We start from the raw sequence: 24,597 nt of genomic DNA, 5'->3' as shown, positions 1-24,597 counted from the left end.
CGGCATGAACCCGGCAATCCGCCCCACCCGCCACTTTGGATGCCGCCGCCGGGCGCGAGGGCTTCCTCGTCGCTGATGCGCCGGCGCTGAACTTCACGCCCCTGCTCGCGAGCCCGGCGTAATCGCCGCCGCCCGCGTGCCCATAGACCACCCCCCCGCCGGCGCGCCCCGCGCCGGTGAACGCCACCCCTTTGCCCATGGAGCCGAGCTCATGATGCTCTATCGCCAGCTTCGCCTCGCCCCGGTGCGGGCGGCCGATGCCAGCCCCAGCCAGCAGCGCCTCGCCGAGGAGCGGCGGGCCCGCGAGGCGCGCATCCGCCGCGCCGCCCGGCACCCCCTGCCCGCCTCGAACCTCGTGGTGCGGCCGTTCCACACGCCGCGCCCGCGGCCGCAGCCGCTGCTGCCGGCGGCGGAGGCCTGGCCGGATTATCGCGAGCCGGCGCCTTACGAGACCATGGAGTTTGGCCCCGTCGTTGTCCGTCCGCTGACGGCGCGCGAGATTATCGACGAGGTGGTGGCCAAACACCGGATCAGCCGGGTCGAACTGTCAGGTTCGTCGCGGCGGGCGCCGGTCACCGCGGCGCGGCGCGAGGCGAGCTGGCGCATCCGCCACGAAGTGCTGGTCAATGGCCGGCAGATCAGCCTGCCCGAGATCGCCCGGCACCTGGGCGGCCGCGACCACACCACCGTGCTCTACAACATCCGCCGCTATGCGGCCGAGCTCGAGGCCAGAGCTGGCGATGCCGCCGCGTCGGCCCGCCCAGCACAGCAGGCGGGTGCGCGATGAGCCGCATCCGCTCCATCCACCCGGGGCTCTGGACCGACGAGGCCTTCATGGCGCTCTCGGCCCCGGCCCGGCTGCTGCTCATCGGGCTCTGGACCGAGGCGTTCGACGATGGCGTGTTCGAGTGGAAGCCGCTGACCCTGAGAGCACGGATCTTCCCGGTCGATGCGGTCGAGATGACCGGCCTGTTCGACGAGCTCATCGCCGGCGGGTTCGTGCGCCGCGAGGCGGTAGGCGGCCGGCCGATCGGGCTGATCCGCAATTTCCGTGCCTTCCAGCGGCCGAAAAAGCCGAACTCCTCGGGCCTGCTGCGGCCCGAATGGGAAGCCTATGTCGGGCTCAGCCCGGTCAATGCGGAAGCAATTCCCCACCCCGCCGCCACCACTGCCGAACTCTTCGCGCAGATGGAGGAGGAAGGAGGAGAGAAGGAGGAGTCCAACCCACCCCCGCCAGTGCCTGAAGCCGAAACGCGCGAAATCTTCGCGACGCTCTGGTCGGTGTTCCCGCGCAACCCCACCAGTTCGCGGGCGAGGGCCGAAGCGGCGTTCGCGGCCCTCGGTTCCGCCGAACGCCAGCCGGTGCTGGCGGCGGCGCGGCGCTACCAAAGCTGGTTCGCCGAGGATTGTGCGGCGCGCGGGCGCAGCAAGGAGGCGGGCCGGCGCTATGCCCCGCATCTCGCCAAGTGGCTCGGCGATGGCGCCTGGCGCGAGGCGGTGGGGCTGGCATTGCAGATCGACCCCGATCGGCCGGCGGTGACCATGGTGCGGCTCGACCGCATTCTCGATGCCACCCTGTGGGCCGCCTGCGAAACGGTGCGCGGCAAGCCGGCGCCGGCCAGCCCCTGGTCGTTCGAGCCCGAGGTGGTCGCGGCGGCCCGGGCGCTGGTCGCCGAGGCGGTGCACTGATGCCGATCCGCGCAACCGAAACCGCCCGTGGCTCCCACGTCTTCGAGCGCCGCTGCGACGGCTGCGGCGCGCTTCACGCCCCCTATGGCAAAGGCAGCCTCCGCGAAGCCATCCGCACCGGCGAATTCGGCCGCCTGCGCTGCTGGTGCGGGCCGGCCGGGTGCCGCGCCCCGCGTGGAGGCGCGCCATGACCTGGTCGCAAACCGGCGCCGAACACCGCGGCGGCGGCCGCAAAAACTTCATCGAACGCATCCGCGAGGTGGCGGCCGAATATTCGGATCGCGGCCTCGGCGCCAGTGCCGCGATGGCAGAGATCCGGGCGGCGTTGCGCGCCCTCGACCGACAGCTGAAGGAGACTGAACATGGCAGAGTGGTACGCACTGAGGACACGGGCCAAGGGCGAGCGCGAGGCGCTGCGCCAGCTCGAGCGGGCGGGCTTCGAGGCCTACCTGCCGCAATACCAGATCGAGCGCTTCAACCGGCGGCTGCGGGTGCGCAAAGTCACAACGCTCTGCCACTTCCCGCGCTACCTGTTCGTCCGGATGGAGCAGCTCGAGGACACCTCGAAAGTGCTCGCCTGCCCCCAGGTGCTCGAGCTGCTGCCCGGCCGCCCACACCCGCCGATGCCGGTGCCGACCGGGGACGTGCTGGCCTTGCGCGACGCGGAAACCCGCCAGCTGTTCGATGATACCGATGCCGCCCGGCGGCGGCGCGGCGAGACGACGAAGCAGACGCTGAAGGCGATGCAGAAGCGGCTGACCGGCAAGCCGGTGCGGGTGGCCGCCGGGCCGTTCACCAGCTTTGCCGGCACGGTGGAAGCGGTCGATTCACTCGATCGGCTGAAGGTGCTGCTGGATTTGTTTGGGCGGCCGACGCCGGTGGAGCTGCGGGTTGGTCAGGTGGAGCTGGCGGCCTGAGGGGCACACGGGACGGGCAGTCGGGGGTGATGGGGCCTTCGGGCCTTGGCAGTTTCTCTCCTACCCACCGGCTGTCATCCCAGCGAAAGCTGGGACCCAACTCGCCGCAGCGCAAGTGGGTAGATGGGTCCCAGCTTTCGCTGGGATGACACCGAGTTTGGGGAGATTGCAGTGAATCGGCCCGCCAGTACTTTGCGAGCCTCGTCGCCCTCGGAACGTGCAGTCGGCGAGCTACTTCGCCGACTGCGTCCTTAACGCCTGGCTTACCCAGCCACGGCGCCGTTACCCGGCAGCTGCTCGATCATCCCCGAGCGCCCATCGCGCCCACGACCGTGCTCGTCACCCCGGCCGCCCCGGTGCTCGTCGCCACGGCCGGCGCGGTCGCCGCCGTGATCGTCACCACGCGGGCCGTGATGCGGGCCGACCAGCGGCTGCAGCGTGGCCTTCTGGGCGTCGGTGAGGCTGTTGTAGAGCGCCTCGAAGCTCGGCAGCACGGCGTTCAGTGCGTCGAGTTCCGCGGTCTGGCGGGCCTGGCGGTCCTTCAGCATGGTGAGGGCATCAGGGGCAGTCACCGGAGCGGTGGCCGGCTGCAGCGTCGCGCAGCTTTCGGCGAAGCTGGTCTGGGCCGTCAGCGCGGCGGTGCGGTAGGCATCGAATAGCGGCTGCTGCTCGGCGGTGAGGGCGAGCTTGGTGGCGATATCGGCGAGCTTGGTTTCGAGCTGCGCCGCGCCATCGGTGCTGCAGATCAACCCGGCAATGCCGCCGCGCTGGCCACCCTTATGCTCGCCGGGACGATCGCCCCGGGGGCCGGGGCCCTTGTCGTCGGGCTGCGTCACAGCCGGCGCATCCGGGGTGGCCGGGGCCGACTGGGCATAGGCGCCGGGTGCGAGGGCGGTGAGGCCCATGATGGCGGCGAGGGCGGTGGTAACAAGCATGCGGTTCATGAGCGTCTATCCTCTTTGCTGGCCGGCTGCGGCGCCGGCACGGGTCGCGGCGGGGTCGCTGCGATCTGGGGAGAGACAACCAGCCCAAGCTGTCGGCGACCTTGCGGGGGCCCAGATTTTTCGTAAGGCTGGCGACAGCTTGGCGGGCTAGAGCAGTTCAGCATTCTATCGAACCGGTGAACGCTCTAAGTCTTTGATTTCGTCGCGCTTTCGAACCGGAAAAGTCTGCAACTTTTCCTGAAAGCGCTCCAGAGTCGGCCAAAGGGGCCCATGGCGTGCGCATTCTGCTGATTGAGGATGACTATGTGCTCGGCGAGGCGATGCGCGATCAGCTGCGCGCCGATGGCCATGGCGTCGATTGGATGCAGCGGCTCGACGACGCGCGCGCCGCGCTCGATACCGTCGAATACGGGCTGATCCTGCTCGATCTCAACCTGCCCGATGGGCGCGGGCTGGATCTGCTGAAGCACCTGCGCAAGTCGGGCAATCCGGTGCCGGTGATCATCGCCACGGCGCAGGATCAGGTGGCCATCCGCATCGAGGGGCTGAATGCCGGGGCCGACGATTACCTGGTCAAACCCTTCGATCTCGACGAAATGAGCGCCCGTGTTTCCGCCGTGGCCCGCCGCTATGCCGGCATCGCCACGCCCGAGCTGCAGCTGGGCGCAGCCCGCGTCAACCTCGCGACCCGCAGCATAACCCTCGACGGCAAGCCGATCGGCGTCACGGCGCGCGAATGGGCGGTGCTGGAGCGGCTCTTGAGCCGGCGCGGCGGCATCGTCACCAAGGCGGAAATCGAGGATTCGCTCTATCCGTTCGGCGCCGAAATCGAGGGCAATGCCGTCGAGGTCTATGTCAGCCGGTTACGCAAGAAACTCGGCCAGGCCGTCATCACCACGGTGCGCGGCCTCGGCTACCGGGTCGAGCCATGAAGCGCCGCTCCATCGCGCTGCAGCTCGCCGTGTGGCTCAGCGCCGGCATGCTGGTGTTCTGGCTCGGCGGCGCCGCGATCTCGACTTTGGTGCTGCGCAGCGAACTCGAGCAGGCGTTCGACGAAACGCTGCGCCAGAGCGCCTATCGCCTGTTGCCGCTGGCCAACCGCGATGTCGGCGACGATGTGCATGGCCGCGCCCCGGTGCCGCGGCTCGGGCGCGACGACGATAATCGCGGGCCCAAGGGCCGGCCCCTGCCCCGGCCCGACGAAATGGCGCCCGAGCTCGAAGCCTTCACCTACCTGGTGTTCGACCAGAACGGGGTGATCCGGCTGCGCGCCGAGGATGCGCCCGAGGTGCTGCCGGCGCTGCCGGCCACGGATGGCCTCACCTTCATCGATGGCCACCGCGCCTTCAAATCCACCGACCGGCGCAACGGCATGGGCATTTTGGTGCTCGAAACCTCAACTGCGCGGAGCGATGCGCTGTGGGGCGCCGTCGCCGGGTTGCTCTGGCCGCTCGCGGCTCTGCTGCCGCTGGTCGGGCTCGGCATCTGGCAGGCGGTGCGGCTGGCGCTGCAACCGGTGAAGCGCCTGAGCCGCGACGTGGCGTTGCGCAGCGGCACCAACCTCACCCCGCTCAACGATGACGACCAGCCGGCCGAACTGGCGCCGATCGCCCGCGAGATCGAGGGCCTGCTCGAGCGGCTGCGCGCCGCCATGGAGGCCGAGCGCACCTTCGCCGCGAGCAGCGCGCATGAGCTGAGGACGCCGATCGCCGGGGCGCTGGCGCAGACCCAGCGTCTGGCCCGCGAACTCGGCGACCAGGCCTCGCCGCGGCTCAAAGAGATCGAGCAATCGCTGCGCGGCCTCGCCGATCTCAGCGAAAAGCTGCTGCAGCTCTCCCGGCTCGAAGCCGGCTTCGCGCGTTCCGCTGATCTTGTCGACCTCGCGCCGGTGCTCAACCTGGTGCTGCGCGATTTCGAGGCGCAATCGAGCACCCGCGGGCGGGTGCGCTTCGAGCGCCACCCGGCGGCTGAGCTCACCCAGCGGATCAACCCCGATGCCTTCGCCATCGCCATCCGCAACCTGATCCACAACGCGCTGCTGCATGGCGCGCCGAACGGCCCGGTGTTCGTTACCGCCGGCCCCGGGCCGCTGCTGGTGGTGCGCAACCACGGCCCCATCGTCGCCCCCGAACTGATGGCCCGCCTCACCGAACGCTTCGCCCGCGGCCCCACCCGCGCCAGCGGCACCGGCCTCGGCCTCGCCGTCGTCGCCACCATCATGCAGCAGACCGGCGGCGAGCTGCTGCTGCGCTCACCGGTCGAGGGGTGGGCGGATGGGTTTGAGGCGAGGCTGCGGCTGGGCGGCTAGGAAACAGACTGCAAGTACTGGCAACCGACCCACCGCAATTGCCCCAAACTCGATGTCATCCCAGCGAAAGCTGGGACCCAACTCGCCACAGCGCAAGCGGATGGATGCCGGACGAGGGCAAGCCCTCGCCGAGGGGTCCCAGCTTTCGCTGGGATGACAGCCGGTGGGGAGGCGAGAACCCGGGCAAGCCTGCGATCACCATTGACTCCCGCCCCGCTCCGCCGTAGATGACATCGGTGTCATGACATCGGTGTCACAAACCGGACATGACCAGGGGAGGCTGCGATGGCAACGATCTATGACGTGGCGAAAGCCGCCAAGGTTTCGCCCAAGACGGTGAGCCGGGTGCTGAACGGCGATGCCCCGGTGGGGAAGAAAACCCGCGCCGCGGTCACTGCCGCGATCGCCGCGCTCGGCTATGTCCCCTCGAGCGCCGCGCGGATGATGCGCTCCAACAAATCCGGGTTGATCGGGCTGATCACCGGCGCCATCTCCGACCAGATCGAGCCGGCGCAGCCGGCCGGCCTGCCCGAGCTGCTGCTGGTGCGCGGCATCCAGCAGACCATCGGGCTCACCGGCAAGACGCTGATGATCGCGGACTCGGGCAACCGCTCGGAACGCGTGCCCGAGCTGATCAAGACCTTCCTCGAGCACCGGGTCGAGGGCCTGATCTATGTAGCGCCCTACCACCAGAATGTCCGGCTGCCGCCGGTGCCCGACGATACGCCGGTGGTGCTGACCAACTGCTACGACGATGCCGGCACCCCCGCAGTGATCCCCGATGACCGGCGCGGCCAGCACGACCTGGTGTCGCGGCTGATCGCCGCCGGACACCAGCGCATCGCCTACCTGACGCTGCGCGAGGATATCGTCGCCACCGGCCTCCGCCGCGGCGGCTATCGCGATGCGCTCGGCGAGGCCGGCATCGCCTACGATCCGGCGCTGCTGCAATGCGGCGAGATCGGCAGCCCGGAAACCGAGACGCAGGTGCTGTGGACCGCCATCGACCGGATGCTGAACCTCGACCAGCCGCCCACCGTGTTCTGCTGCGGTAACGACCGGCAGGCGCTCAAGGTCTACGGGATCCTGCGCTCGCGCGGGCTTGCGGTCCCCGACGATATCTCGGTGGCCGGCTACGACAATTACCGCGTCATCGCCGAAACGCTCTATCCGCCGCTCACCACCGTGGAGCTGCCCTATACCGCGATGGGCGTGCGCGCCGCGCAGCGGTTGCTCGATCTGATTTCCGGCGAGAGCCGGAATGATACCGGCCCCGACGTGATCGGCGGGCCGGTCTACTGGCGCCAATCGGTCACCGAGCGGCGCCCACCCAACGTCTCACAGCTAAAACTCGTCAGGGAGGACTAACGACAGTGAGCAAACTTCTATTCGTTACGGGCGTGCTGCTCAGCACCGCGCTTTCATCCGGTGGCGCCTTGGCCCAGACCACGCTCACCATGTGGTACCATGGCGCCGGCAACGAGGTTGAACAGAAGCTGGTCAACCAGATCATCTCCGATTTCAACACCAGCCAGGCCGACTGGAAGGTCGAGCTGCAGAGCTTCCCGCAGGCCGCCTATAATGACAGCGTCGTTGCCGGGGCGCTCGCCGGCAACCTGCCCGACATCCTCGATGTCGATGGCCCGGTGATGCCGAACTGGGCCTGGGCCGGCTACATGCAGCCGCTCAAGATCGATGAGACGAAGATCGCCAGTTTCCTGCCCGGCACCAAGGGCGTGTGGAACGGCCAGCTCTATTCGATCGGGCTGTGGGACGCCGCGGTGTCGCTCGTCACCCGCCAGTCGACGCTCGATGCGCTCGGCCTTCGCACCCCGACGCTCGAGCAGCCCTGGACCAAGGACGAGTTCATGGCTGCGCTCGATAAGGCCAAGGCCTCGGGCACCTTCGAATACGCGCTCGACCTCGGCACGGCCTGGACGGGCGAGTGGTATCCCTATGCCTATTCGCCACTGCTGCAGAGCTTTGGCGGCGATATCGTCGATCGCTCGACCTACAAAACTGCCGAAGGCAAGCTGAACGGCGATGCCGCCCTGGCCTTTGGCGAGTGGTGGCAGGGCCTGTTCACCGCCGGCTATGCCCAGGCGACGCAGGATCCGGCCGATCGCGATGCCGGCTTCAACAGCGGCAAATACGCCTTCTCGTGGAACGGCAACTGGGCCGCCATCGGCACCCTCGCCGCCTATGACGACGTGCTGTTCCTGCCCGCGCCCGATTTCGGCAATGGTCCCAAGATCGGCGCCGCGTCGTGGCAGTTCGGCGTCTCGGCCAAATCGGCGCACCCCGATGGGGCGGCGAAGTTCATCGAGTTCGCGCTGCAGGATAAGTACCTCGCGGCCTTCTCCGACGGCATCGGGCTGATCCCGGCCACCGCTTCGGCGGCGGCGCTGACCGAGAACTACAAGCCGGGCGGCAAGCTGGCGGTGTTCTTCGATCTGTCGGCCAAGCAGGCGCTGCTCCGGCCGGTCACCCCTGGCTACGTGGTCGAGGCCAAGGTGTTCGAAAAGGCCCTCGCCGATATCGCCAATGGCGCCAGCGTCGCCGACACCCTCGATGCGGCGGTCGACGAGATCGACGCCGATATCGAAAAGAACGGCAATTACGGCTTCTAGGGTCTAACTCCCTCTGGCCCTCAGGAGGGGATCCCGGCTTCGGCCGGGATCTTGTCCCCTGCCCTCGCGAGATCGACATGGCTTCCAAGTTCACGCGCTCCAATCGGATCGGCTGGCTGATGGCCGGGCCGGCGGCCCTGCTCATCGCGGTCTTCGTGGTGCTGCCGTTCATCTTCGCCATCGGGCTGAGCTTCACCAACCAGCGGCTGATCTCGCCCAACCCCACCGAGTTCGTCGGCCTCGCCAATTACGAGCAGTTGCTCGGCATCGGCATGCTGACGCTCGAACCCGAGCGCGACGCCAGTGGCGCCGTGCTGCGCGATGCGGACGGGGCGCCGAAATACCCGACGCTGCGCAGCGTCACCCGCAACAATCCCGATCTGCCGCAATTTGCCGGCATGCGCGAGTGGTTCAGCTTCCAGCTGGGCGAGCACCCCACCTATGTGCTGGCCCGCGACGTGGTGTTCATGAAGGCGATCGTCAACACCTTCATTTTCGTCCTCGTCGTCGCCCCGGTGCAGGCCGGGCTGGCGCTGGTTCTGGCGCTGCTGATCAACCAGCGGCTCAGGGGCATCAACCTGTTCCGCGCCATCTATTTCATGCCGGTGGTGGTTTCGATCGTCGTCGTCTCGCTGCTCTGGCGCTTCATCTATGATGGCAGCAGCGGGCTCTTGAACAACCTGCTGGGGGCGCTGAGTTTCGGCGCCTTCCCCAAGATCGATTGGCTCGGCAACCCCTCGACCGCGCTCGGCGCCATCATCGCCATGTCGATCTGGCAGGCCGTGGGCTTTCACATGGTGATCTGGCTCTCCGGGCTGCAGACCATCAGCCCCTCGCTCTACGAGGCCGCGGCCATCGAGGGCTCCAGCAAGTGGCAGGTGTTCCGCTACGTCACCTGGCCAGGCCTCCGAAACACCGCCGTGCTGATCCTCATCGTCATCACCATGCAGGCCTTCGCGCTGTTCAGCCAGATCGACGTGATGACCGGCGGCGGGCCGCTCGATTCCACCCAGACCATCGTCTTCCAGGCGGTCGAGCGCGGCTATGGCAAGCAGGATATTTCCGGCGGCTCGACCATCTCGGTGATCCTGTTCGTCATCGTGTTCTCGATCTCGCTGATCCAGCGCTACCTCACCCGGGAGAAGCAGTGATGGCGACCATCGCCTCCGATAACCGTGGCCTCCGCCTCGCGGTGCGCTATGCCGTGCTGATCCTGATCGCGGTGATCTTCATCTTCCCGCTGATCTTCATGGTGATGTCGAGCTTCAAGCCCGACCAGCAGCTGCTCAACGATACCGGCAGCTTTGCCGCCTTCCTGCCGGTGGGCGATATTTCACTCGACAACTATGCCGATGCGTTCAAGCGCGCGCCGGTCGGGCTGTTCATCTTCAACTCGGTGCTGGTCACCGGCGTCACGGTGCTGCTGTCGCTGCTGCTCTGCTCGGCCGCCGCCTTCGCCTTCGTCTTTGTCGATTGGCGCGGCCGCGAACTGGTGCTGACGGCGATCCTCGCAACGCTCATCGTGCCGTTCGAAACCATCGCCATCCCGCTGCTGCTGATCGCCTCCAAGCTCCCCTGGATCGGCCTCGAGGGCCTGACCTTCGGCTGGCTCAACTCCTACCAGGTACAGATCGTCCCGTTCATCGCCGATGGGCTGACGATTTTCCTGTTCGTGCAGTATTTCAAGGATCTGCCGGGCGAGCTGATCGAGGCGGCCCGGGTCGAGGGCGCCAGCTGGGGCCAGGTCTACCGCAAGGTGGTGATGCCGCTTGCCGGCCCGGTGCTGGCGACGGCCGCGATCCTCAAATTCCTCGTCATGTACAACCAGTATCTGTGGCCGCTGATGGTGGTGCAGCAGGAAGGCTACCGGCCGGTGATGGTGGGCCTCCAGTACTTCTTCCAGCTCAACCGGGCCTGGGGCGAGATCATGGCCTACCTGTCGCTGATCACCGTGCCGGTGCTCGCCTTCTACCTGTTCCTGCAACGCGCATTCATTGCCTCGATCGCCTCGACCGGCGTCAAAGGCTGACGGAGTTCCTCATGGTCATTGCCCTCGAAAAAAACTGGATCTGGGACAGCTGGTACGTCAATGACGGCCAGCGCTGGCACGGCTTTTTCCTGCAAGCCGACAAGCGCCTCGGCGACCCTGACCTCAGGCACCTCAACGTCACCCAGGGCCATGCCGTCTCCGACAACCTGGTCGATTGGCAGCACCTGGGCACCACATTTGCTCCCAGCACCGGCCCCGCCTGGGACGATTACACCACCTGGACCGGCTCGGTGGTCCGCGGCGACGATCAGCTCTGGCACCTGTTCTACACCGGCACGCGCCGCAGCGAAGCGGCGCTCTACCAGCGGATCGGCCACGCCACCTCGACCGACCTCCATAATTGGCAGCGCGTCGGCACCGGCTTCTGCCTCGATCTCGAAGGCCCGGCCGCCGCGCATTACGAGGCCGCGCACGCCATCGGCCACTGGCACGATCGCGCCATGCGCGACCCCTGGGTGATGCGCGATCCCGGCGGCAAGGGCTGGCTGATGTATTTCACCGCCCGGGTCCCCGGTGTGGCCGAGCCCAATGCCGGCGGCGCCATCGGCTTTGCCACCTCGCCCGACCTCGTGACCTGGACGCTGCAGCCGCCGGTGTTTGCAGGCGGCTTCGGCCAGCTCGAAGTACCGCAGGTCTTCGAACACCAGGGCAAGTGGTATTGCCTGTTCTGCACCTCGGGCGCGCATTGGTCCGAGGCCTACAAGCGGTTCAACCCGCAAAGCCCGGTCACCGGCACGCATTACCTCATCGCCGACGATCCGCGCGGCCCCTGGCAGGTGGCCCCCGGCCCCTTCCTCGATGGCGCCGAGCCCTGCCGCCGCTATGCCGCCCGCATCGTCGAAACCGCTGACGGGCTGCGCATCCTCGGCTTTGCCGACAATGGCAAGGCGCAGTTCGGCGGCTACGTCACCGACCCCGATCCGGTTACCGTCGGCCCCGACGGGCTGCTCGCGGTCACCCCGATCAGAGCTGCAGCGGAGTAGCAGAGATGGCACGCGTATCGCTTGACGGTATCAGGAAGGTCTACGGCTCGACCGAGGTCATCAAGGGCGTCGATATCGACATCGCCGATGGCGAGTTCTGCGTGTTCGTCGGGCCCTCGGGCTGCGGTAAATCCACCCTGCTGCGGATGATCGCCGGCCTCGAGGATATCTCGGGCGGCACGCTCACCATCGGCGAGCGGGTGGTCAACGACCTGCCGCCCAAGGATCGCTCGATCGCCATGGTATTCCAGAGCTATGCGATCTTCCCGCATATGACGGTGCGCGAAAACCTCGCCTTCGGCCTCACCATCGCCAAGGCCCCCAAGGCCGAAAAGGACGCCAAGGTGGCCGAAGCCGCCCGCATCCTCAAGATGGAGCACCTGCTCGAGCGCCGCCCCAGCCAGCTGTCGGGCGGCCAGCGCCAGCGCGTCGCCATCGGCCGCGCCATCGTGCGGCACCCAGGGGTGTTCCTGTTCGACGAGCCGCTAAGTAACCTCGATGCGGCACTGCGCGTCGACATGCGCATGGAACTGGCCAAGCTCCACGCCGACTTGGGGGCGACGATGATCTACGTCACCCACGACCAGGTCGAGGCCATGACGCTGGCCGACAAGATCGTCGTGCTCGATGCCGGCGTCGTGCAGCAGATCGGCTCGCCGCTCGATCTCTACCATCGCCCGGCCAACCTTTTCGTCGCCGGCTTCATCGGCTCGCCCAAGATGAACCTGCTCGAGGCCCGGGTCGAAGGCGTCGATGCGACGAGCGTCAAGCTCGCCTCCGCCGACCTCGGCACCCTGGTGCTGCCGCGCGCCAATGCCGCGGTCAGCCGCGGCGACGAGGTCGTGGTCGGCCTGAGGCCCCACCACCTCGGCACCAGCGGCAGCCAGCAGATCGGCGGCAAAGTGAAGCTGGTCGAGCGGCTCGGCAACGAAACCCTCGCCGCCCTCACCCTCGCCTCCGGCCAACAACTCATCGCCGCCCTGCCGGGCGATGTGGATGTCAGCATCGGCGAAGACCTGCGGCTGGCTCCACAGCCGGAGCGAGCCAGCCTGTTCCTGAGCTCAGGCGCGGCCGTGAACTGAGGTCACAGATCGTGCAGTCGGCGTCCCTCTCCCGCCTGCGGGGGAGGGTTCACCGACTGCGCCATCACGGCCTAGTTATTGTTCGCAAAATACGTCGCGAGCACCTCGGCGAGTGGCGCCGGCTCCTCGTCGTCGTGGGCGATGAGCGCGCGGCGTTCCACTGCATCGAGATGCGCAGTCATGGCCGAAACGGCGCGGGCGATGTCCTGTGAACGGAATGCGGCGATCAGTTCGCGGTGCTCGTCGACGGCGCATTCCGATGAGTGCGGTCGGCCGAAGGTGGCAAGGATCAGCGAACAGCGCGAGACGATCTCGCCCAGGTAGCGCCCGAGCAGCGAGTTGCCGCTCATTTCGGCGAGCCGGGCGTGGAACTCGCCGGAAAGCCGGATCGACAGCCGATCGTCGTTCTTCTGCCGCGCCGCGTCTTCGTCCCGCACCAGGGTTTCGAGGGTCACGCCATATTCGGGCTTCCAGCGCTTGACGATCAGCCGGACGACTTCGCTTTCGAGCGCCCGGCGCACCTCGAACACCTCACGGGCCTCGGTCATGGTGGGCGAGGCGACCATAGCGCTCTTGCGCGAAGTGGAATCGACCAGTCCCTCGGCGGTGAGGCGCGCCAGCACGGCGCGCACCAGCGTGCGGCTCATGCCGAACTGCTCGCCGATCAGATCCTCGGGCAGCTTGGTGCCGGGCCGGATCGCCTGCTCGATAATGGCCTGCTTCAGGGCCTGATAGGCGCTGTCGGTGCGAGGTGAGTCTTTTGCCATTTCGCGTCCTGTCACGAGGTGGCCCCCCTATAGCGCAAGCCGTGGCGGTTCACACGGGATGAGATCGATCATCGGTGGACTTGTGTGGGCGGGCGAAGCCGAGCCACCGGGCTCTCGGTGCTCCTCCACCGCGCAGCGGGGGAGGGGGACCGCCGAAGGCGGTGGAGGGGGCGACAGCACGCGCCGGTGTTTGTGGCCGCCCCCTCCACCAGCTTCGCTGGTCCCCCTCCCCCGTTTCACGGTGGAGGACCACGGAGAGTTCCGTGCGCATGGCGGCTCACGGCGCCGGCCCCCTGACGATCGGATAGGCCGACGAGAAAATCTCTTCGACGGGCGGATGCCCGACGGTCCGCTGCGGGTATTGGGCGATCAACCGCTCGAACTGCTGCTGCGCTCGCCTCGCATCGGCGGCGAACTCGACGCCGGGGATGATCCGGTCGGTCATCACCGGCCGGCCGTCGATATAGACGTCGCGGATGTCGCGGCCGCTGGCGGTGAGCATCAGCGTCTGGATCGGATCGATCACCGGCCCGAGGTCAGGGCCGCCGAGGTCGACGACGATGAGATCGGCGCGGGCGCCGACCGCGAGCCGCCCGAGGTCGGGCCGCCCCAGCGCATCGGCGCCGCCAAGCGTCGCCGCATCGAAATAATCCTCGGCGCGCACCGTGGTGACGGAGCGATCGAGCACCCGGTTGACCATCATCCCCACCTGTATGTTGAGGATCATGTCGGGCGGCGCAGTATCGGTGCCCAGCCCCAGGCGAATGCCGGCGGCGCGATAGCTGGCAAAGCTCGCCAGCGCATCGCCATGGCGTGCCGCCACCAGCGGGCAATGGATGATCACCGCGCCGCGCTGCCCGACGATCTCGAGGTCGCGTCCGGGCTCATCCATGTTGCGCGACGGGCTGACATAGGTGCCGTGCGGCAGCAGCGTCCGCTGGCTGAGAAACCCCAGGCTCTCCATCCACTCGACCGAGGTCATGCCGTGGAGGCGCCGCACGGTGTCGCGCTCGAAGCCACCCTGGCTGCTGTGGAGGCGCACCGGCACCTCGAGTTCCCGCGCCGCGGCGGCGGTGCGCTGCAGCAGCCGCGCGGTGCAGGTCTCGATCCGGTCGGGCGCCAGCATGGTGCGGACCAGCCCGCCACTCCGCCCCTCATACTCGCGGCAGAAGCGGATGGCGTCGTCGAGCCCGCGGAAGCCTCGCGGCTCGTCAAAAAACAGCGAGATCGCGCCATCGTCGGCGACCACCGGATTGCCGGTGCGGTAGGCCGGGCCGAGATAGACGCGCAGCCCCAGCTCGCCCGCCGCCTCGGCGGCACCGGCGAACTCGTCGAAGGTTTCCCCCCACTCGCGATAATAGAGCGAGGCGATAGGCAGCGCCGTGGTGATGCCGTTGCGGATGAGGCGGCTGAAGGCGTGCCGCTTCTGGAACACCAGCTCCTCGGGCGAATACATCTCGAACGGGCCGCGCTCCATGTAGGATTGCGGCCAGGTCCGCCCCTTCCGCCAGTCCGGGTGGTTGTCGTAGGAAAACACTGTCGTATCGAGATCCGACAGCGCATCGAGATCGACAAAGCCCGGGCTGATCAGCGCCTCGCCATAGTCGATGCGCCGCGCCACCTCGCCGGCAAAGCCGTGGCCGACGAAGATCACCTCGCCCCCCTCGAAGACGATTTCGCCGCAATGCACCAGGGTGTGGCGGCCGCCGGCATGGCCGACGATCCAGCGGGCGGAAAGCAGGGTGCGTCCAGTCAGGGTCATGGTGAGCCTCGCCGGGTAGAACGCTTCACCGTCTAAATGAGACGTCGAAACGCTCTAGGTTGTTGATTTTGTCGCGCTTTCGAACCGGAAAAGTCTGCAACTTTTCCTGAAAGCGCTCTAGTCGGTAGTAACAGGTTGCAGGGCGGCGAGGCTTTCGGCCTCGACCAGCGGGAAGTGGCAGGCAAAGCTGACGCTGCCCTCTGCGGTGGTTGGCGGGTCGACGCTGCGGCAGATGTCGCGGGCCTGGGGGCAGCGCGGGTGGAAGCGGCAGCCCGACGGCGGATCGACCGGGCTCGGCACTTCGCCTGCCAGTTGCCGGCGCTCGCGATTGGGCGCCTCGAGGTTGGGAATGGTGTCGATCAAGAGCCGCGTATAGGGGTGCCGCGGCTGCCGGAACAGCTCCTCGGTGGGGCCCTGTTCGACGATCCGCCCCAGATACATCACCGCGATCTGGTCCGAGGCGTGCCGCACCACGGCGAGGTTGTGGCTGATCAGCATGTAGGTGAGGTTCAGCCGGTGCTGCAGGTCCAGCATCAGGTTGAGGATCTGCGCCTGCACCGACACATCGAGCGCCGAAGTGGGCTCGTCGCAGACGAGGAATTCCGGCTCGGTCGCCAGCGCCCGGGCGATCGAGATGCGCTGGCGCTGGCCGCCCGAAAAGGCATGCGGGTATTTCTCGCCATCGGCCTTGGCAAGCCCGACGAGGCCAAGCAATTCATCGACCCGTTCGCGGATCGCCGGAGCACCCTGGCGCAGCCGCAGTTCGCGGATCGGCTCGGCGACGATATCCTTGACCTTCCAGCGCGGGTTGAGGCTGGCATAGGGATCCTGAAAGATCATCTGCACGCGCAGCCGGCCATCTGCGCCCGCCCCATGCGCATAGTTGAGTTCGCCGCCGCTGGGGCGATAGAGCCCTGCCGCGAGGCGGGCGATAGTGGATTTGCCGCAGCCGCTCTCGCCGACAATGGCGTAGGTGCTGCCGCGCTCGACCGAAAAGCTGACGCCATCGACCGCCCTGAGGATGCGCCTGGGCTTGTGGCCGATGACCCGGGCCAGCCACGGTTCGGATAGATCGAACCAGCGCGACAGGCCGACGACGTCGAGGGCGGTATCAGGCATAGAAATGCTCCTCGCCGGCGCGCCAGCAGGCGGCCTGGCTGTTACCGAATGCCATCAGCTCGGGCCGCTCGCTGCATTTGTCGATCCGCTTGGGGCAGCGCGGCGCAAACGGACAACCTGATGGCACCGCGCCGGGGCGCGGCATGGCGCCATCGATCTGCACCAGCCGCTCGCGCCGCTGCGTCAGGCTCGGGATCGAGCCGATCAGGCCGGCGGTGTAGACGTGTCGCGGCGCCCGCAGCACCTCCTCGACCGGACCGACCTCGATCAGCCGCCCGGCATACATCACCGCCACCCGGTCGGCGGTTTCGGCGATGACGCCCATATCGTGGGTGACGAGCAGGATCGCCGTGCCCTGCTCGCGGCACATCTGTTTCAAGAGCGTGATGATCTGCGCCTGGATCGACACATCGAGCGCCGTCGTCGGCTCGTCGGCGATGATCAGCTTGGGGGCGGCGCTGAGCGCCAGCGCAATCACCACGCGCTGCCGCATGCCGCCCGAGAACTGGTGCGGATAATGCTCGATGCGCAGTTCCGGCGCGGGGATGCCTACCGCCTTCAGCAGCTCCAGCGCCCGGCCTCGCGCCTCGCGCCGGCTCATCGGCAGGTGGGTGAGGATGGTTTCGGTCAGCTGCTCGCCGATACGCATCAGCGGGTCGAGCGAAGTCAGCGGATCCTGAAAGATCGCCGCCAGCGAGCGGCCGCGCAGCCGCCGCATCTCGGCCGGCGCGAGGTTATCGATGCGCTGGCCCTCGAGATGGATCTCGCCGCCGCTGATCCGGCCGGGCGGATCGATGAGGCCGATAATGGCATTGCCCGACAGCGACTTGCCGGCGCCCGATTCACCCACCAGCCCCAGCACCTCGCCCGGCGCCATCTCGAAGCTGACGCGGTCGAGAGCCCGCACGCTGCCGCGCCGGGTGACGAAATCGATCGAGAGCTCGCGCACGCTGAGCAGCGGCGCGGGGGCAGCTGCCGTTCGCCCCGTGTCGAGTTCGGCGAGCGCCATCATGCCGCCTCCACCAGCGCCACGCCGTCGCGCGCCACCACCCGGCCGCGCTTCAGCACCAGTTTTCGCGGCGGCAGGGTGACGATGGCCTCGACCGGGTTGCGCCCCGCAACCAGCACCAGGTCGGCATAATTGCCCACCTCCAGCCCGTAATCGGCAAGCTTCATCACCCTGGCGCCGCCATAGGTGCACACCTCGAGCGCCCGCTCGACTTCGGCATCGCGGCTTAGATTGTTGCGCTCGGCAAGAATCCTGGCGCGCTCCAGCATGTCGGCATTGCCATAGGGGTTCCAGAAATCGCGCATGCCGTCGGTGCCCGAACAGACGGTAATGCCGGCATCGAGGGCGCGCAGCAGCGGCGGCACCGGCACCATCGAGGGCCCGGTCGACATCAGCGCGATGCCGGCTTCGGCGATCCGCTCGAGGAGTTTTGCAACCGCGAGATAATCGTTGGCGCCCAGCGCGAAGGCGTGGCTCACCGTCACATTGCCACCAAGCCCATGCGCCCGGGTGCGCTCGATGATCATCTCGAAGGTGAACATGCCGAGCTCGTGCGGCTCGTGCACGTGGATGTCGATCGGCTTGCCGTGCTTCGTCGCCAGCTCGAACACCACGTCGAGATGGCCCTTGGGGTCGCGGTCCATCGAACAGGGGTCGATGCCGCCGACCACGTCGGCGCCCTGTCGCAGCGCCTCGTCCATCAGCTCGATGGTGCCCGGCCGGACCAGCATGCCCGACTGCGGGAAGGCGACGATCTCGATATCGATGGCGTCGGCATAGCGCTGCCGCGTCGCGGCGACGCCCTCGAAACCGGCAAGGCCATACTGGGTGTCGATATCGACATGGCTGCGGATGGCGGTCGAGCCCTTGGCGATCGACATCACCACCTGCCGGGCCGATTGCCGCGCCGGGTCGAGCCCGGTGACGCCCTTCAGATGACGCTCGTTGTCGATCTTGGCCTTGATGTCGGAGGCGACGACATTCTCGACCCAGTCCATTTCGAGGAGGTTCTTGTCGAGATGAGTATGCGCCTCGATGAGGCCGGGCAGCAGCTGGCACCCTGCGCCGTCCTCGACGGTGGCGGCGCCGGCCTCGAGGCCGGGACCGATGGCGGCGATCCGGCCGCCGGCAATGCCGATATCGGTCAGCGCGCCATTGAGGCAGACATTGGAAAGCACGAGGTCGAACATGCGCCTGGGTCCTATTTCAGCTTGGGGTTGAGCGCGTCGCGCAGCCAGTCACCGAGGAGGTTCACGGCGAGAATGATGAGGGTGAGCTGCAGGGCGGGGAACAGCACGATCCACCAGGTGCCCGAGAAGAAATACTGGTTGCCGATGCGGATCAGCGTGCCCAGCGACGGCTGGGCGCTCGGCATGCCGACGCCGAGAAACGACAGCGTGGCTTCGGCGAGAATGGCGAGGCCGAGGTTCAGCGTCGCGGTGACCAGCGCCACCGCCAGCACGTTGGGCAGGATGTGCCTGAGGATGATGCGCCGGCGCGGCACCTTGATGATACGGGCCGCCAGCACATATTCCTTGCCGGCCTCGACCATGGTGACGGCGCGAACCATGCGGGCATAGACCACCCAGCTGGTCAGCGTCAGCGCCAGCACCAGGATCAGCGGGGCGAAGGCATCGCGAAACTCGGGCGGTAGCAGGCCGCGAAAGATGGCGCTGACGAGGATCGCCACCAGGAGCGTCGGGATCGACATCACCGCATCGCCGAGCCGCATCAAGAGGTTGTCGACGATGCCGCCCAGATACCCCGACAACAGGCCGATCAGCACCCCCACCGACATCGACAGCAGCACGCTGGCGGCGCCGATCAACAGCGAAATGCGCGAGCCGTAGACGATGGCCGACAGCACGTCGCGGCCCTGCATGTCGGTGCCCAGGATATAGGGCCAGCTGCCGCCCTCCAGCCACACCGGCGGCAGGTTCGCCTTGTCGAGAAACAGCTGCATCATGTCGAACGGGTTCTGCGGCATCAGCACCTCGGCAAAGCTCGAGGTGAAGGCAACGAGCAGCAGCAGGGCCGCCGAGACGATGGCCAGCGGGCTGTGCCGGAAGCTCCAGCAGATGTCGCTGTCCCAGGCCGCGGCAAGCCGCTGGCTGAGGCTCGGGCGGGTCGGCGCCTGGTCAACGGCCATTGCTGCCTCCCCGCACCAGTTGATCCACCCGCGGGTCGACCACCACGTAGATCAGGTCGACGATGAGGTTGATGAGGATGAAGATGCAGCAGACGATCATCAGGTAGGCGGCCATGACAGGGATATCGACGTACTGGACCGACTGCACGAACAGAAAGCCCATGCCCGGCCACTGGAACACGATCTCGGTGACCAGCGTGAAGGCGATGAGGTCGCCGAACAGCATGCCGGTGATGGTGACCACCGGCATCAGGCAGTTGCGCAGCGCGTGGCGGAAGTAGATGGCGCGGGCCTTAAGGCCGCGGGCCCGGGCAAAGCGGATGAAATCGATGCGCAACACCTCGAGCATTTCGGAGGTGACGAGCCGCATGATGAACGAGATCTGGAACAGCGCCAGCGAGATGGCCGGCATCACCAGCGCGGCGCGGCCGCTGGCGGTGAGGAACCCGGTGGTCCAGTAGCCGAGGTCCACCACCTCGCCGCGGCCGAAGGCCGGCAGCACTTTCAGCTCGATCGAAAACACCAGGATCAAGACGATGCCGATGACGAAGGCCGGCACCGAGACGCCGATCATTGAGACGAGGTGCGCGATGCGCGCCAGCACGGTGCCGCCCTTGATCGCCGCGAATACCCCCAGCGGCAGGCCGATCAGCAGCGCCGCAATGGTGGAGACCAGCACCAGTTCGAGCGTCGCGGGGAAGCGTTCGGCAATCACCTGCATGACGGGCAGCTGGTTGCGGTAGCTCATGCCGAACTCGCCCTGCACCGCGTTGAAGACGAACTTGGCGAACTGCAGCGGCACCGGGTCGTTGAGGCCGAGCCGCTCGGTCAGCATGTCGCGCTCCTCCTGCGTCGCCTGCGGGTTCAGCATCAGCTGCACCGGGTCGCCGAGGAACTTGAAGATCGTGAAGGCGAGGAGCGCGACCGCCAGCAGCACGATCACCGCATTGCCCAGTCGCTTGAGGATGAGAAGCAGCACCGACGCCTCCGGAGCCTGACGGGAACAGACCGCCGGATCTCCCGGCGGTCCAGTGGCAGTGGTTAGCCGGCGTTACTCGGCCATGCGGGTCAGCCAGTGACGCGCCTTGTTGTCGTTTAGCTGCAGCACCGACACCACCTTGGCGCCGGTGGCCCAGGCCATCGGCTGCTGGTGCACCGGAATGAACATCGACAGTTCGTTGGCGCGCAGCAGCGCCTTGGCCTGCAGGTCGAGGCGGGTCGCCCGATCGACGGTGCGGCCGGCTTCATCGATGTTGGCGTCGATCTGGGCGTCGGACCAGCCGCCCCAGTTGAACACGCCCGCATTGCCGGTCTTGGAATGCACGACCTGCACCAGGATCGAGTAGCTGTCGAGCATCGGCTCGTTGGCCCAGCCGAGGGTGCCGACATCGAACTGGCCGGCGTCGAACTTGGCGTCCTGGATGGTGGTCGGCCCCAGGTTCAGGTTGGGGCGCAGCCCGATCCGCGACCACATGGCGGCCACCGCCTGGCAGATCTGCTCTTCGTTGACGAACTCGGTGTTGCGGCAGAGGAACGAGAACGAGAAGCCGTTCGGGTAACCGGCTTCGGCCAGCAGCGACTTGGCCAGCTCCGGATCATAGGCCAGCCGCTCATCCAGCTCCGGCACGTAGCCGGGGATGGCCGGCGAGACCAGCGAGCCGGTGGTGCGCGACAGCCCGCTCATCACCACCTTCTGGATCGAGTCCGCATCGATGGCGTGATAGAGCGCCTGGCGGACCTTGATGTCCTGCAGCGGGTTCTTGTCGGTGACATCGGACTCGAACGCCTTGTCGCGCTGATTGAGGACGAAAAAGATCGTCCGCAATTCGCTGTTGGACAGCACCTTGAGGCCGGCCGTTGCTTCGAGCCGCGGCAGATCCTGCAGCGGCGCCTGGTTGGTGAAGTCGATCTCGCCCGAGATCAGCGCCGCCACCCGGGTCGCCGACGAGGTGATCGGCGTCATCACGATCTTGTCGATGTTGTGCTGGCGCTCGTCCCACCATTCCGGGTTGACCTCGAACACCGTCTGCACGTCCGGCTGGCGCGAAATGAACTTGAACGGCCCGGTGCCATTGGCATGGCTGGTCGCATAGCCTTCGACCCCCTTGGCGACGTCGGTCGGCGCCTCGGCATTGTTGGTGGTCAGCCAGCCGCCATCGAAGATGTGGATGTTGGTGAGGTCGTTGAGCAGCAGCGGGTAGTTCTCGGTCACGTTGATATCGACGGTGTAGTCGTCGATCTTTTCGGACGAGACATAGGCCGGGAGGTTCCCGCGCAGCGGTGAGGTCGGATCGCTGACGCGCTTCAGCGAAGCCAGCACGTCATCGGCCGTGAACTCGGCGCCATCGTGATACTTGACGCCCTGGCGCAGCTTGAAGCGCCACTTGGTGGGGCTCACCACTTCCCAGCTTTCGGCCAAAGCCGGCTCGATCTGCAGCGTCTCGTCATAGCGGACGAGGCCCTCGTATACGTGGTTGAGCACCGAAAGCGTGAACGTATCGCCGAACGAATACGGGTCCATCGAAACGATGTCGCGCTGCGGCGCCCAGCGCAGCGTCTCGGCGAATGCCGGCGTCGTTACGGCCGCTCCAATCGCCAGTACGGCGGCAATTTTCCAACCAACCATGTCCATCTCTCCTGATCCAGGGGCCATGCCCCAATCCCTGTGATTGCGCCGAAGGCAGGACGCGCCGGCTCCCCTTCTGCCGGTCTGTATCCCGTATCTAGCGTTATCGGATACAATTGGACTGTCAATTGCATTCTTCAAGAAATATTTCAGGCTTACTGTAGGTATACCGCGATACACAAATAGCTCTGAACAACATTCAGTATGTTGACTGAATGCTGCGCGAACAGGCATGTAAAGAACGGCGTCGACATCGCTGCGCCGGCGGTCGCGGTCACCTTGACAAGCGACCGTGAAACCCTGATTAGCAGACTGGAAAGAAAGTTACCAGACGGTTCGAGATGGAGAGTTCACTTCTGGCGGGCAGCCCCCGCGTCCTGCGCACCCTGAACGAGAAGGCCGTGCTGTTCCGCCTGCTTTCGGATGGCCCGCTCACCCGCATGGAGCTCGAGGCCTTCACTGGGCTCTCCAAGCCCGCCATGTTCGAGCTGCTGCGCCGGCTGGAGCTGGCCGGGCTGATCACCCGCACGGGCGAGAAGTCAGGCACGTCAGGCCCCAAGGCGGGCCTGTGGTCGATCGAGCCGCGCTGCGGTCACGTCGCCGGGCTCGAGGTCACCAACCACGGCATCGACGTGGCGCTGGCCGATATCTGCGGCGGGCCGATCGCCTCGGTGCACTGGAGCTGCGAGCCGGCCGACCGCTATGACGCGCGCAGCCGGCTGAAGAGCGTGCTCGACGACCTCGCCGCCCAGGCGGGCATCTCGCTGCGCCATATCGACCAGTTCGTCGTCGGCCTGCCCGGCATCGTCGACGCTGAGAGCGGCAACCTGCGCAAGGGCCTGCAGCTGCCCAACTGGGAAGGCTTCCACATCGCCGAGATGCTCGGCGAGCTGTGCGGGCACCGCCACATCCTCATCGAGAACGACGTGAACCTCGTGGCGCTCGAGGAAACGTCGGCGGGCGCCGCCGCAGGGGTGCAGTCCTTCCTGCTGTTCTGGAGCGGCGACGGCGTCGGCGCCGGGGTGGTGCTGGGCGGCCGGCTGCTGCGCGGCACCACGGGCGCCGCCGGCGAGATCGGCGGCATCCTGGTGCCGGTCGATACTGCAGAAGGCGGCTTTGCGACGCTCGAAGAGGCGTTGAGCCTGAGCGCCATCGATGCGCTGCGCCGGCGTCACGCCATTGCCGGCGCCGATACGCTCGCCGCCATCCGGCAGGCCGCCAATACCGGCAACGGCGCATTCTTCGCCGAACTGGGCGGCATTGTCGGCCGCGGCCTGATGGGTGCTATCGCGGTGCTCGATCCGCACATGGTGGTGCTCGGCGGCCCCACCGGCCGCGCCGGCGGCAAAGCCCTGGCGCAGGCCGTGGCGCAAAGTCTTCAAGGCATCAACATCGCCTCGCCTGAGATCGTCACCTCCGGCGTCGACGACGACGCGGTGCGCTCCGGCGCGCTGCACCTGGCGCTGCAGCATGCGCGCGAACGCATCTTTTCGGGTGGCAGCGCCGCGCGCGGCCAGCCGTGATCCCCTGCCCTTCTCTCAGCTAGCCACAGGTCGGCACGTGAACTATCCGCTCAAGATCATCGTCATCAAGGCGCATCCGGACGAGGCCGAAGTCTACGCCGGCGGCACCTCTGCCCGGCTCGCCGACCGCGGCGCCGCCATCAAGTTCGTATCGCTGACCAATGGCGATGCCGGGCACTATGGCGTCGGCCGCAAGGCGCTCCGCCGCCGCCGCGCCGGCGAGGCCTATGCCGCCGCCCGCCATATCGGCGTGCAGGATTACGAGATCCACGATACCCATGACGGCATGCTGATGCCGACCCCGAAACAGCGCGAAGCGGCGATCGCCTCGATCCGCCGCTGGCAGGCCGATATCGTCATCACTTTCCACGACGAGTTCCCCGGCCATGCCGATAACCGGGCGGCGGGCCGCATCGTGCGCGAGGCGATCGACTTCATCACCAACCCCAATGTGGTCCCCGACGTGCCGGCGCTCAAACAGCCCCCGGTCTGTCTGCAGATGGTGGATGCCTGGTGCCTCGATGGCCACCGGCACGACGTGGTGATCGGCATCGACGAGGTGATCGAGCGCAAGCTCCTCGCCTGCCACGAGCACGCCAGCCAGTTCTACGAATTCGCCCCCTACGAGCGCGCCTTCCAGCACCGCATCCCCAAAAGCGGCGCCTGGGCCGAGCAGCGCCAGTACCTACTCGAGAACTGGGCCGACTTCATGTACGCCTCCGAGGCCATGGGCGCCGGCCCCGACTGCACCTATGCCGAAAGCTACCAGCTGGCCCCCTACGGCCGCCAGCTCGCCGGCAGCGATGTCGAGGCCATGCTCACCACCGGTCGGCCACTGCGGGGGTAGCCGGCGCGGGAGTTGTCATCCCGGCGCGAGGCCCATCGGCCTGAGTTGCGATCGTGCCCACCCACCGGCTGTCATCCCTGCGAAAGCAGGGACCCAACTCACAGCCCGCGCAGGTGGGATGGATGGCGGACGAGGGCAAAAGCCCTCGCCGCGAGGTCCCTGCTTTCGCCGGGATGACACCGCGTTTGGGGC

The 24,597-nt window shown here is 67.2% G+C and carries 22 protein-coding genes; 13 read left to right on the top strand and 9 right to left on the bottom strand.

Annotated elements, in window-relative coordinates; translation table 11 throughout:
• Window positions 1–211: 211 nt before the first annotated feature.
• The 3 genes from ASC89_RS04535 (at window position 212) to ASC89_RS04520 (ending at window position 2,606) form a co-directional block, all read left to right on the top strand.
• Window positions 212–787 (top strand): helix-turn-helix domain-containing protein, encoded by a 576-nt coding sequence (locus tag ASC89_RS04535; RefSeq protein WP_055995148.1) that lies wholly within the window; start codon window positions 212–214, stop codon window positions 785–787.
• The gene (locus tag ASC89_RS04530; RefSeq protein WP_055995142.1) at window positions 784–1,689 is read left to right on the top strand and encodes a hypothetical protein; all 906 of its coding nucleotides are present in this window, start codon (window positions 784–786) and stop codon (window positions 1,687–1,689) included. Before ASC89_RS04535 ends, ASC89_RS04530 begins: the two co-directional genes overlap by 4 nt.
• Before the next feature lie 362 nt (window positions 1,690–2,051).
• Complete coding sequence (locus ASC89_RS04520) at window positions 2,052–2,606, top strand: transcription termination/antitermination protein NusG (RefSeq protein WP_055995136.1); 555 nt, start codon at window positions 2,052–2,054, stop codon at window positions 2,604–2,606.
• A gap of 263 nt (window positions 2,607–2,869) precedes the next feature.
• Here the strand turns inward: ASC89_RS04520 and ASC89_RS04515 are convergent, their stop codons facing one another.
• Window positions 2,870–3,550: a Spy/CpxP family protein refolding chaperone gene (locus ASC89_RS04515; protein ID WP_055995133.1), complete on the bottom strand. Its 681-nt coding sequence runs from the start codon at window positions 3,548–3,550 to the stop codon at window positions 2,870–2,872.
• A gap of 275 nt (window positions 3,551–3,825) precedes the next feature.
• Here ASC89_RS04515 and ASC89_RS04510 point away from each other — a divergent pair, with 275 nt between their 5' ends.
• The 8 genes from ASC89_RS04510 (at window position 3,826) to ASC89_RS04475 (ending at window position 12,603) form a co-directional block, all read left to right on the top strand.
• Window positions 3,826–4,482 carry a response regulator transcription factor gene (locus ASC89_RS04510; RefSeq protein ID WP_055995130.1) on the top strand — a complete coding sequence of 219 codons (657 nt, stop codon included), beginning with the start codon at window positions 3,826–3,828 and terminating at the stop codon, window positions 4,480–4,482.
• Window positions 4,479–5,858, top strand: a complete 1,380-nt coding sequence (locus tag ASC89_RS04505) for a HAMP domain-containing sensor histidine kinase (protein WP_055995126.1) — start codon at window positions 4,479–4,481, stop codon at window positions 5,856–5,858. The genes ASC89_RS04510 and ASC89_RS04505 overlap by 4 nt, the downstream gene beginning before the upstream one ends.
• 285 nt (window positions 5,859–6,143) lie before the next feature.
• Window positions 6,144–7,226 carry a LacI family DNA-binding transcriptional regulator gene (locus ASC89_RS04500; protein ID WP_055995124.1) on the top strand — a complete coding sequence of 361 codons (1,083 nt, stop codon included), beginning with the start codon at window positions 6,144–6,146 and terminating at the stop codon, window positions 7,224–7,226.
• A gap of 5 nt (window positions 7,227–7,231) precedes the next feature.
• Window positions 7,232–8,488 carry an extracellular solute-binding protein gene (locus ASC89_RS04495; RefSeq protein WP_055995121.1) on the top strand — a complete coding sequence of 419 codons (1,257 nt, stop codon included), beginning with the start codon at window positions 7,232–7,234 and terminating at the stop codon, window positions 8,486–8,488.
• Window positions 8,489–8,565: 77 nt separating this feature from the next.
• A complete protein-coding gene (locus ASC89_RS04490) occupies window positions 8,566–9,639 on the top strand; it encodes a carbohydrate ABC transporter permease (RefSeq protein ID WP_055995118.1) in 1,074 nt (357 codons plus the stop codon).
• Window positions 9,639–10,517, top strand: coding sequence for a carbohydrate ABC transporter permease (locus ASC89_RS04485; RefSeq protein WP_055995115.1), 879 nt, complete (start codon window positions 9,639–9,641; stop codon window positions 10,515–10,517). Before ASC89_RS04490 ends, ASC89_RS04485 begins: the two co-directional genes overlap by 1 nt.
• 11 nt (window positions 10,518–10,528) lie before the next feature.
• Window positions 10,529–11,521, top strand: a complete 993-nt coding sequence (locus ASC89_RS04480; protein WP_055995112.1) for a levansucrase — start codon at window positions 10,529–10,531, stop codon at window positions 11,519–11,521.
• Window positions 11,522–11,526: 5 nt separating this feature from the next.
• Window positions 11,527–12,603: an ABC transporter ATP-binding protein gene (locus ASC89_RS04475; RefSeq protein ID WP_055995109.1), complete on the top strand. Its 1,077-nt coding sequence runs from the start codon at window positions 11,527–11,529 to the stop codon at window positions 12,601–12,603.
• Between the two features lie 71 nt (window positions 12,604–12,674).
• On the opposite strand, the gene ASC89_RS04470 is transcribed toward ASC89_RS04475, so the two are convergent.
• From ASC89_RS04470 to ASC89_RS04435, 8 genes are all read right to left on the bottom strand, one after another.
• Window positions 12,675–13,370: a GntR family transcriptional regulator gene (locus tag ASC89_RS04470; RefSeq protein WP_055995106.1), complete on the bottom strand. Its 696-nt coding sequence runs from the start codon at window positions 13,368–13,370 to the stop codon at window positions 12,675–12,677.
• A gap of 277 nt (window positions 13,371–13,647) precedes the next feature.
• Entirely contained in the window at window positions 13,648–15,132 is a 1,485-nt protein-coding gene (locus tag ASC89_RS04465) for an amidohydrolase family protein (RefSeq protein ID WP_055995103.1), read from the bottom strand.
• A 117-nt stretch (window positions 15,133–15,249) separates the two neighbouring features.
• Window positions 15,250–16,251 carry an ABC transporter ATP-binding protein gene (locus tag ASC89_RS04460; RefSeq protein ID WP_055995100.1) on the bottom strand — a complete coding sequence of 334 codons (1,002 nt, stop codon included), beginning with the start codon at window positions 16,249–16,251 and terminating at the stop codon, window positions 15,250–15,252.
• The gene (locus ASC89_RS04455; protein WP_055995097.1) at window positions 16,244–17,260 is read right to left on the bottom strand and encodes an ABC transporter ATP-binding protein; all 1,017 of its coding nucleotides are present in this window, start codon (window positions 17,258–17,260) and stop codon (window positions 16,244–16,246) included. Before ASC89_RS04455 ends, ASC89_RS04460 begins: the two co-directional genes overlap by 8 nt.
• The gene (locus ASC89_RS04450; RefSeq protein ID WP_055995094.1) at window positions 17,260–18,450 is read right to left on the bottom strand and encodes an amidohydrolase family protein; all 1,191 of its coding nucleotides are present in this window, start codon (window positions 18,448–18,450) and stop codon (window positions 17,260–17,262) included. The genes ASC89_RS04455 and ASC89_RS04450 overlap by 1 nt, the downstream gene beginning before the upstream one ends.
• 11 nt (window positions 18,451–18,461) lie before the next feature.
• Window positions 18,462–19,409: an ABC transporter permease gene (locus ASC89_RS04445; protein ID WP_055995091.1), complete on the bottom strand. Its 948-nt coding sequence runs from the start codon at window positions 19,407–19,409 to the stop codon at window positions 18,462–18,464.
• Window positions 19,399–20,388 (bottom strand): ABC transporter permease, encoded by a 990-nt coding sequence (locus ASC89_RS04440; protein ID WP_055995088.1) that lies wholly within the window; start codon window positions 20,386–20,388, stop codon window positions 19,399–19,401. Before ASC89_RS04440 ends, ASC89_RS04445 begins: the two co-directional genes overlap by 11 nt.
• A gap of 72 nt (window positions 20,389–20,460) precedes the next feature.
• Window positions 20,461–22,035 (bottom strand): ABC transporter substrate-binding protein, encoded by a 1,575-nt coding sequence (locus ASC89_RS04435; protein ID WP_055995085.1) that lies wholly within the window; start codon window positions 22,033–22,035, stop codon window positions 20,461–20,463.
• A 341-nt stretch (window positions 22,036–22,376) separates the two neighbouring features.
• Between ASC89_RS04435 and ASC89_RS04430 the strand changes: the two genes are divergently transcribed.
• The gene (locus ASC89_RS04430; protein ID WP_055995083.1) at window positions 22,377–23,558 is read left to right on the top strand and encodes an ROK family transcriptional regulator; all 1,182 of its coding nucleotides are present in this window, start codon (window positions 22,377–22,379) and stop codon (window positions 23,556–23,558) included.
• 37 nt (window positions 23,559–23,595) lie between these two features.
• Window positions 23,596–24,405 carry a PIG-L deacetylase family protein gene (locus tag ASC89_RS04425; protein WP_055995080.1) on the top strand — a complete coding sequence of 270 codons (810 nt, stop codon included), beginning with the start codon at window positions 23,596–23,598 and terminating at the stop codon, window positions 24,403–24,405.
• Window positions 24,406–24,597: the final 192 nt, after the last annotated feature.

This window comes from Devosia sp. Root413D1 (assembly GCF_001425235.1).
Lineage (GTDB): Bacteria > Pseudomonadota > Alphaproteobacteria > Rhizobiales > Devosiaceae > Devosia_A.
Note: the sequence above shows the minus strand (reverse complement) of the source record. Positions and strands in the feature narration are given on the sequence as shown.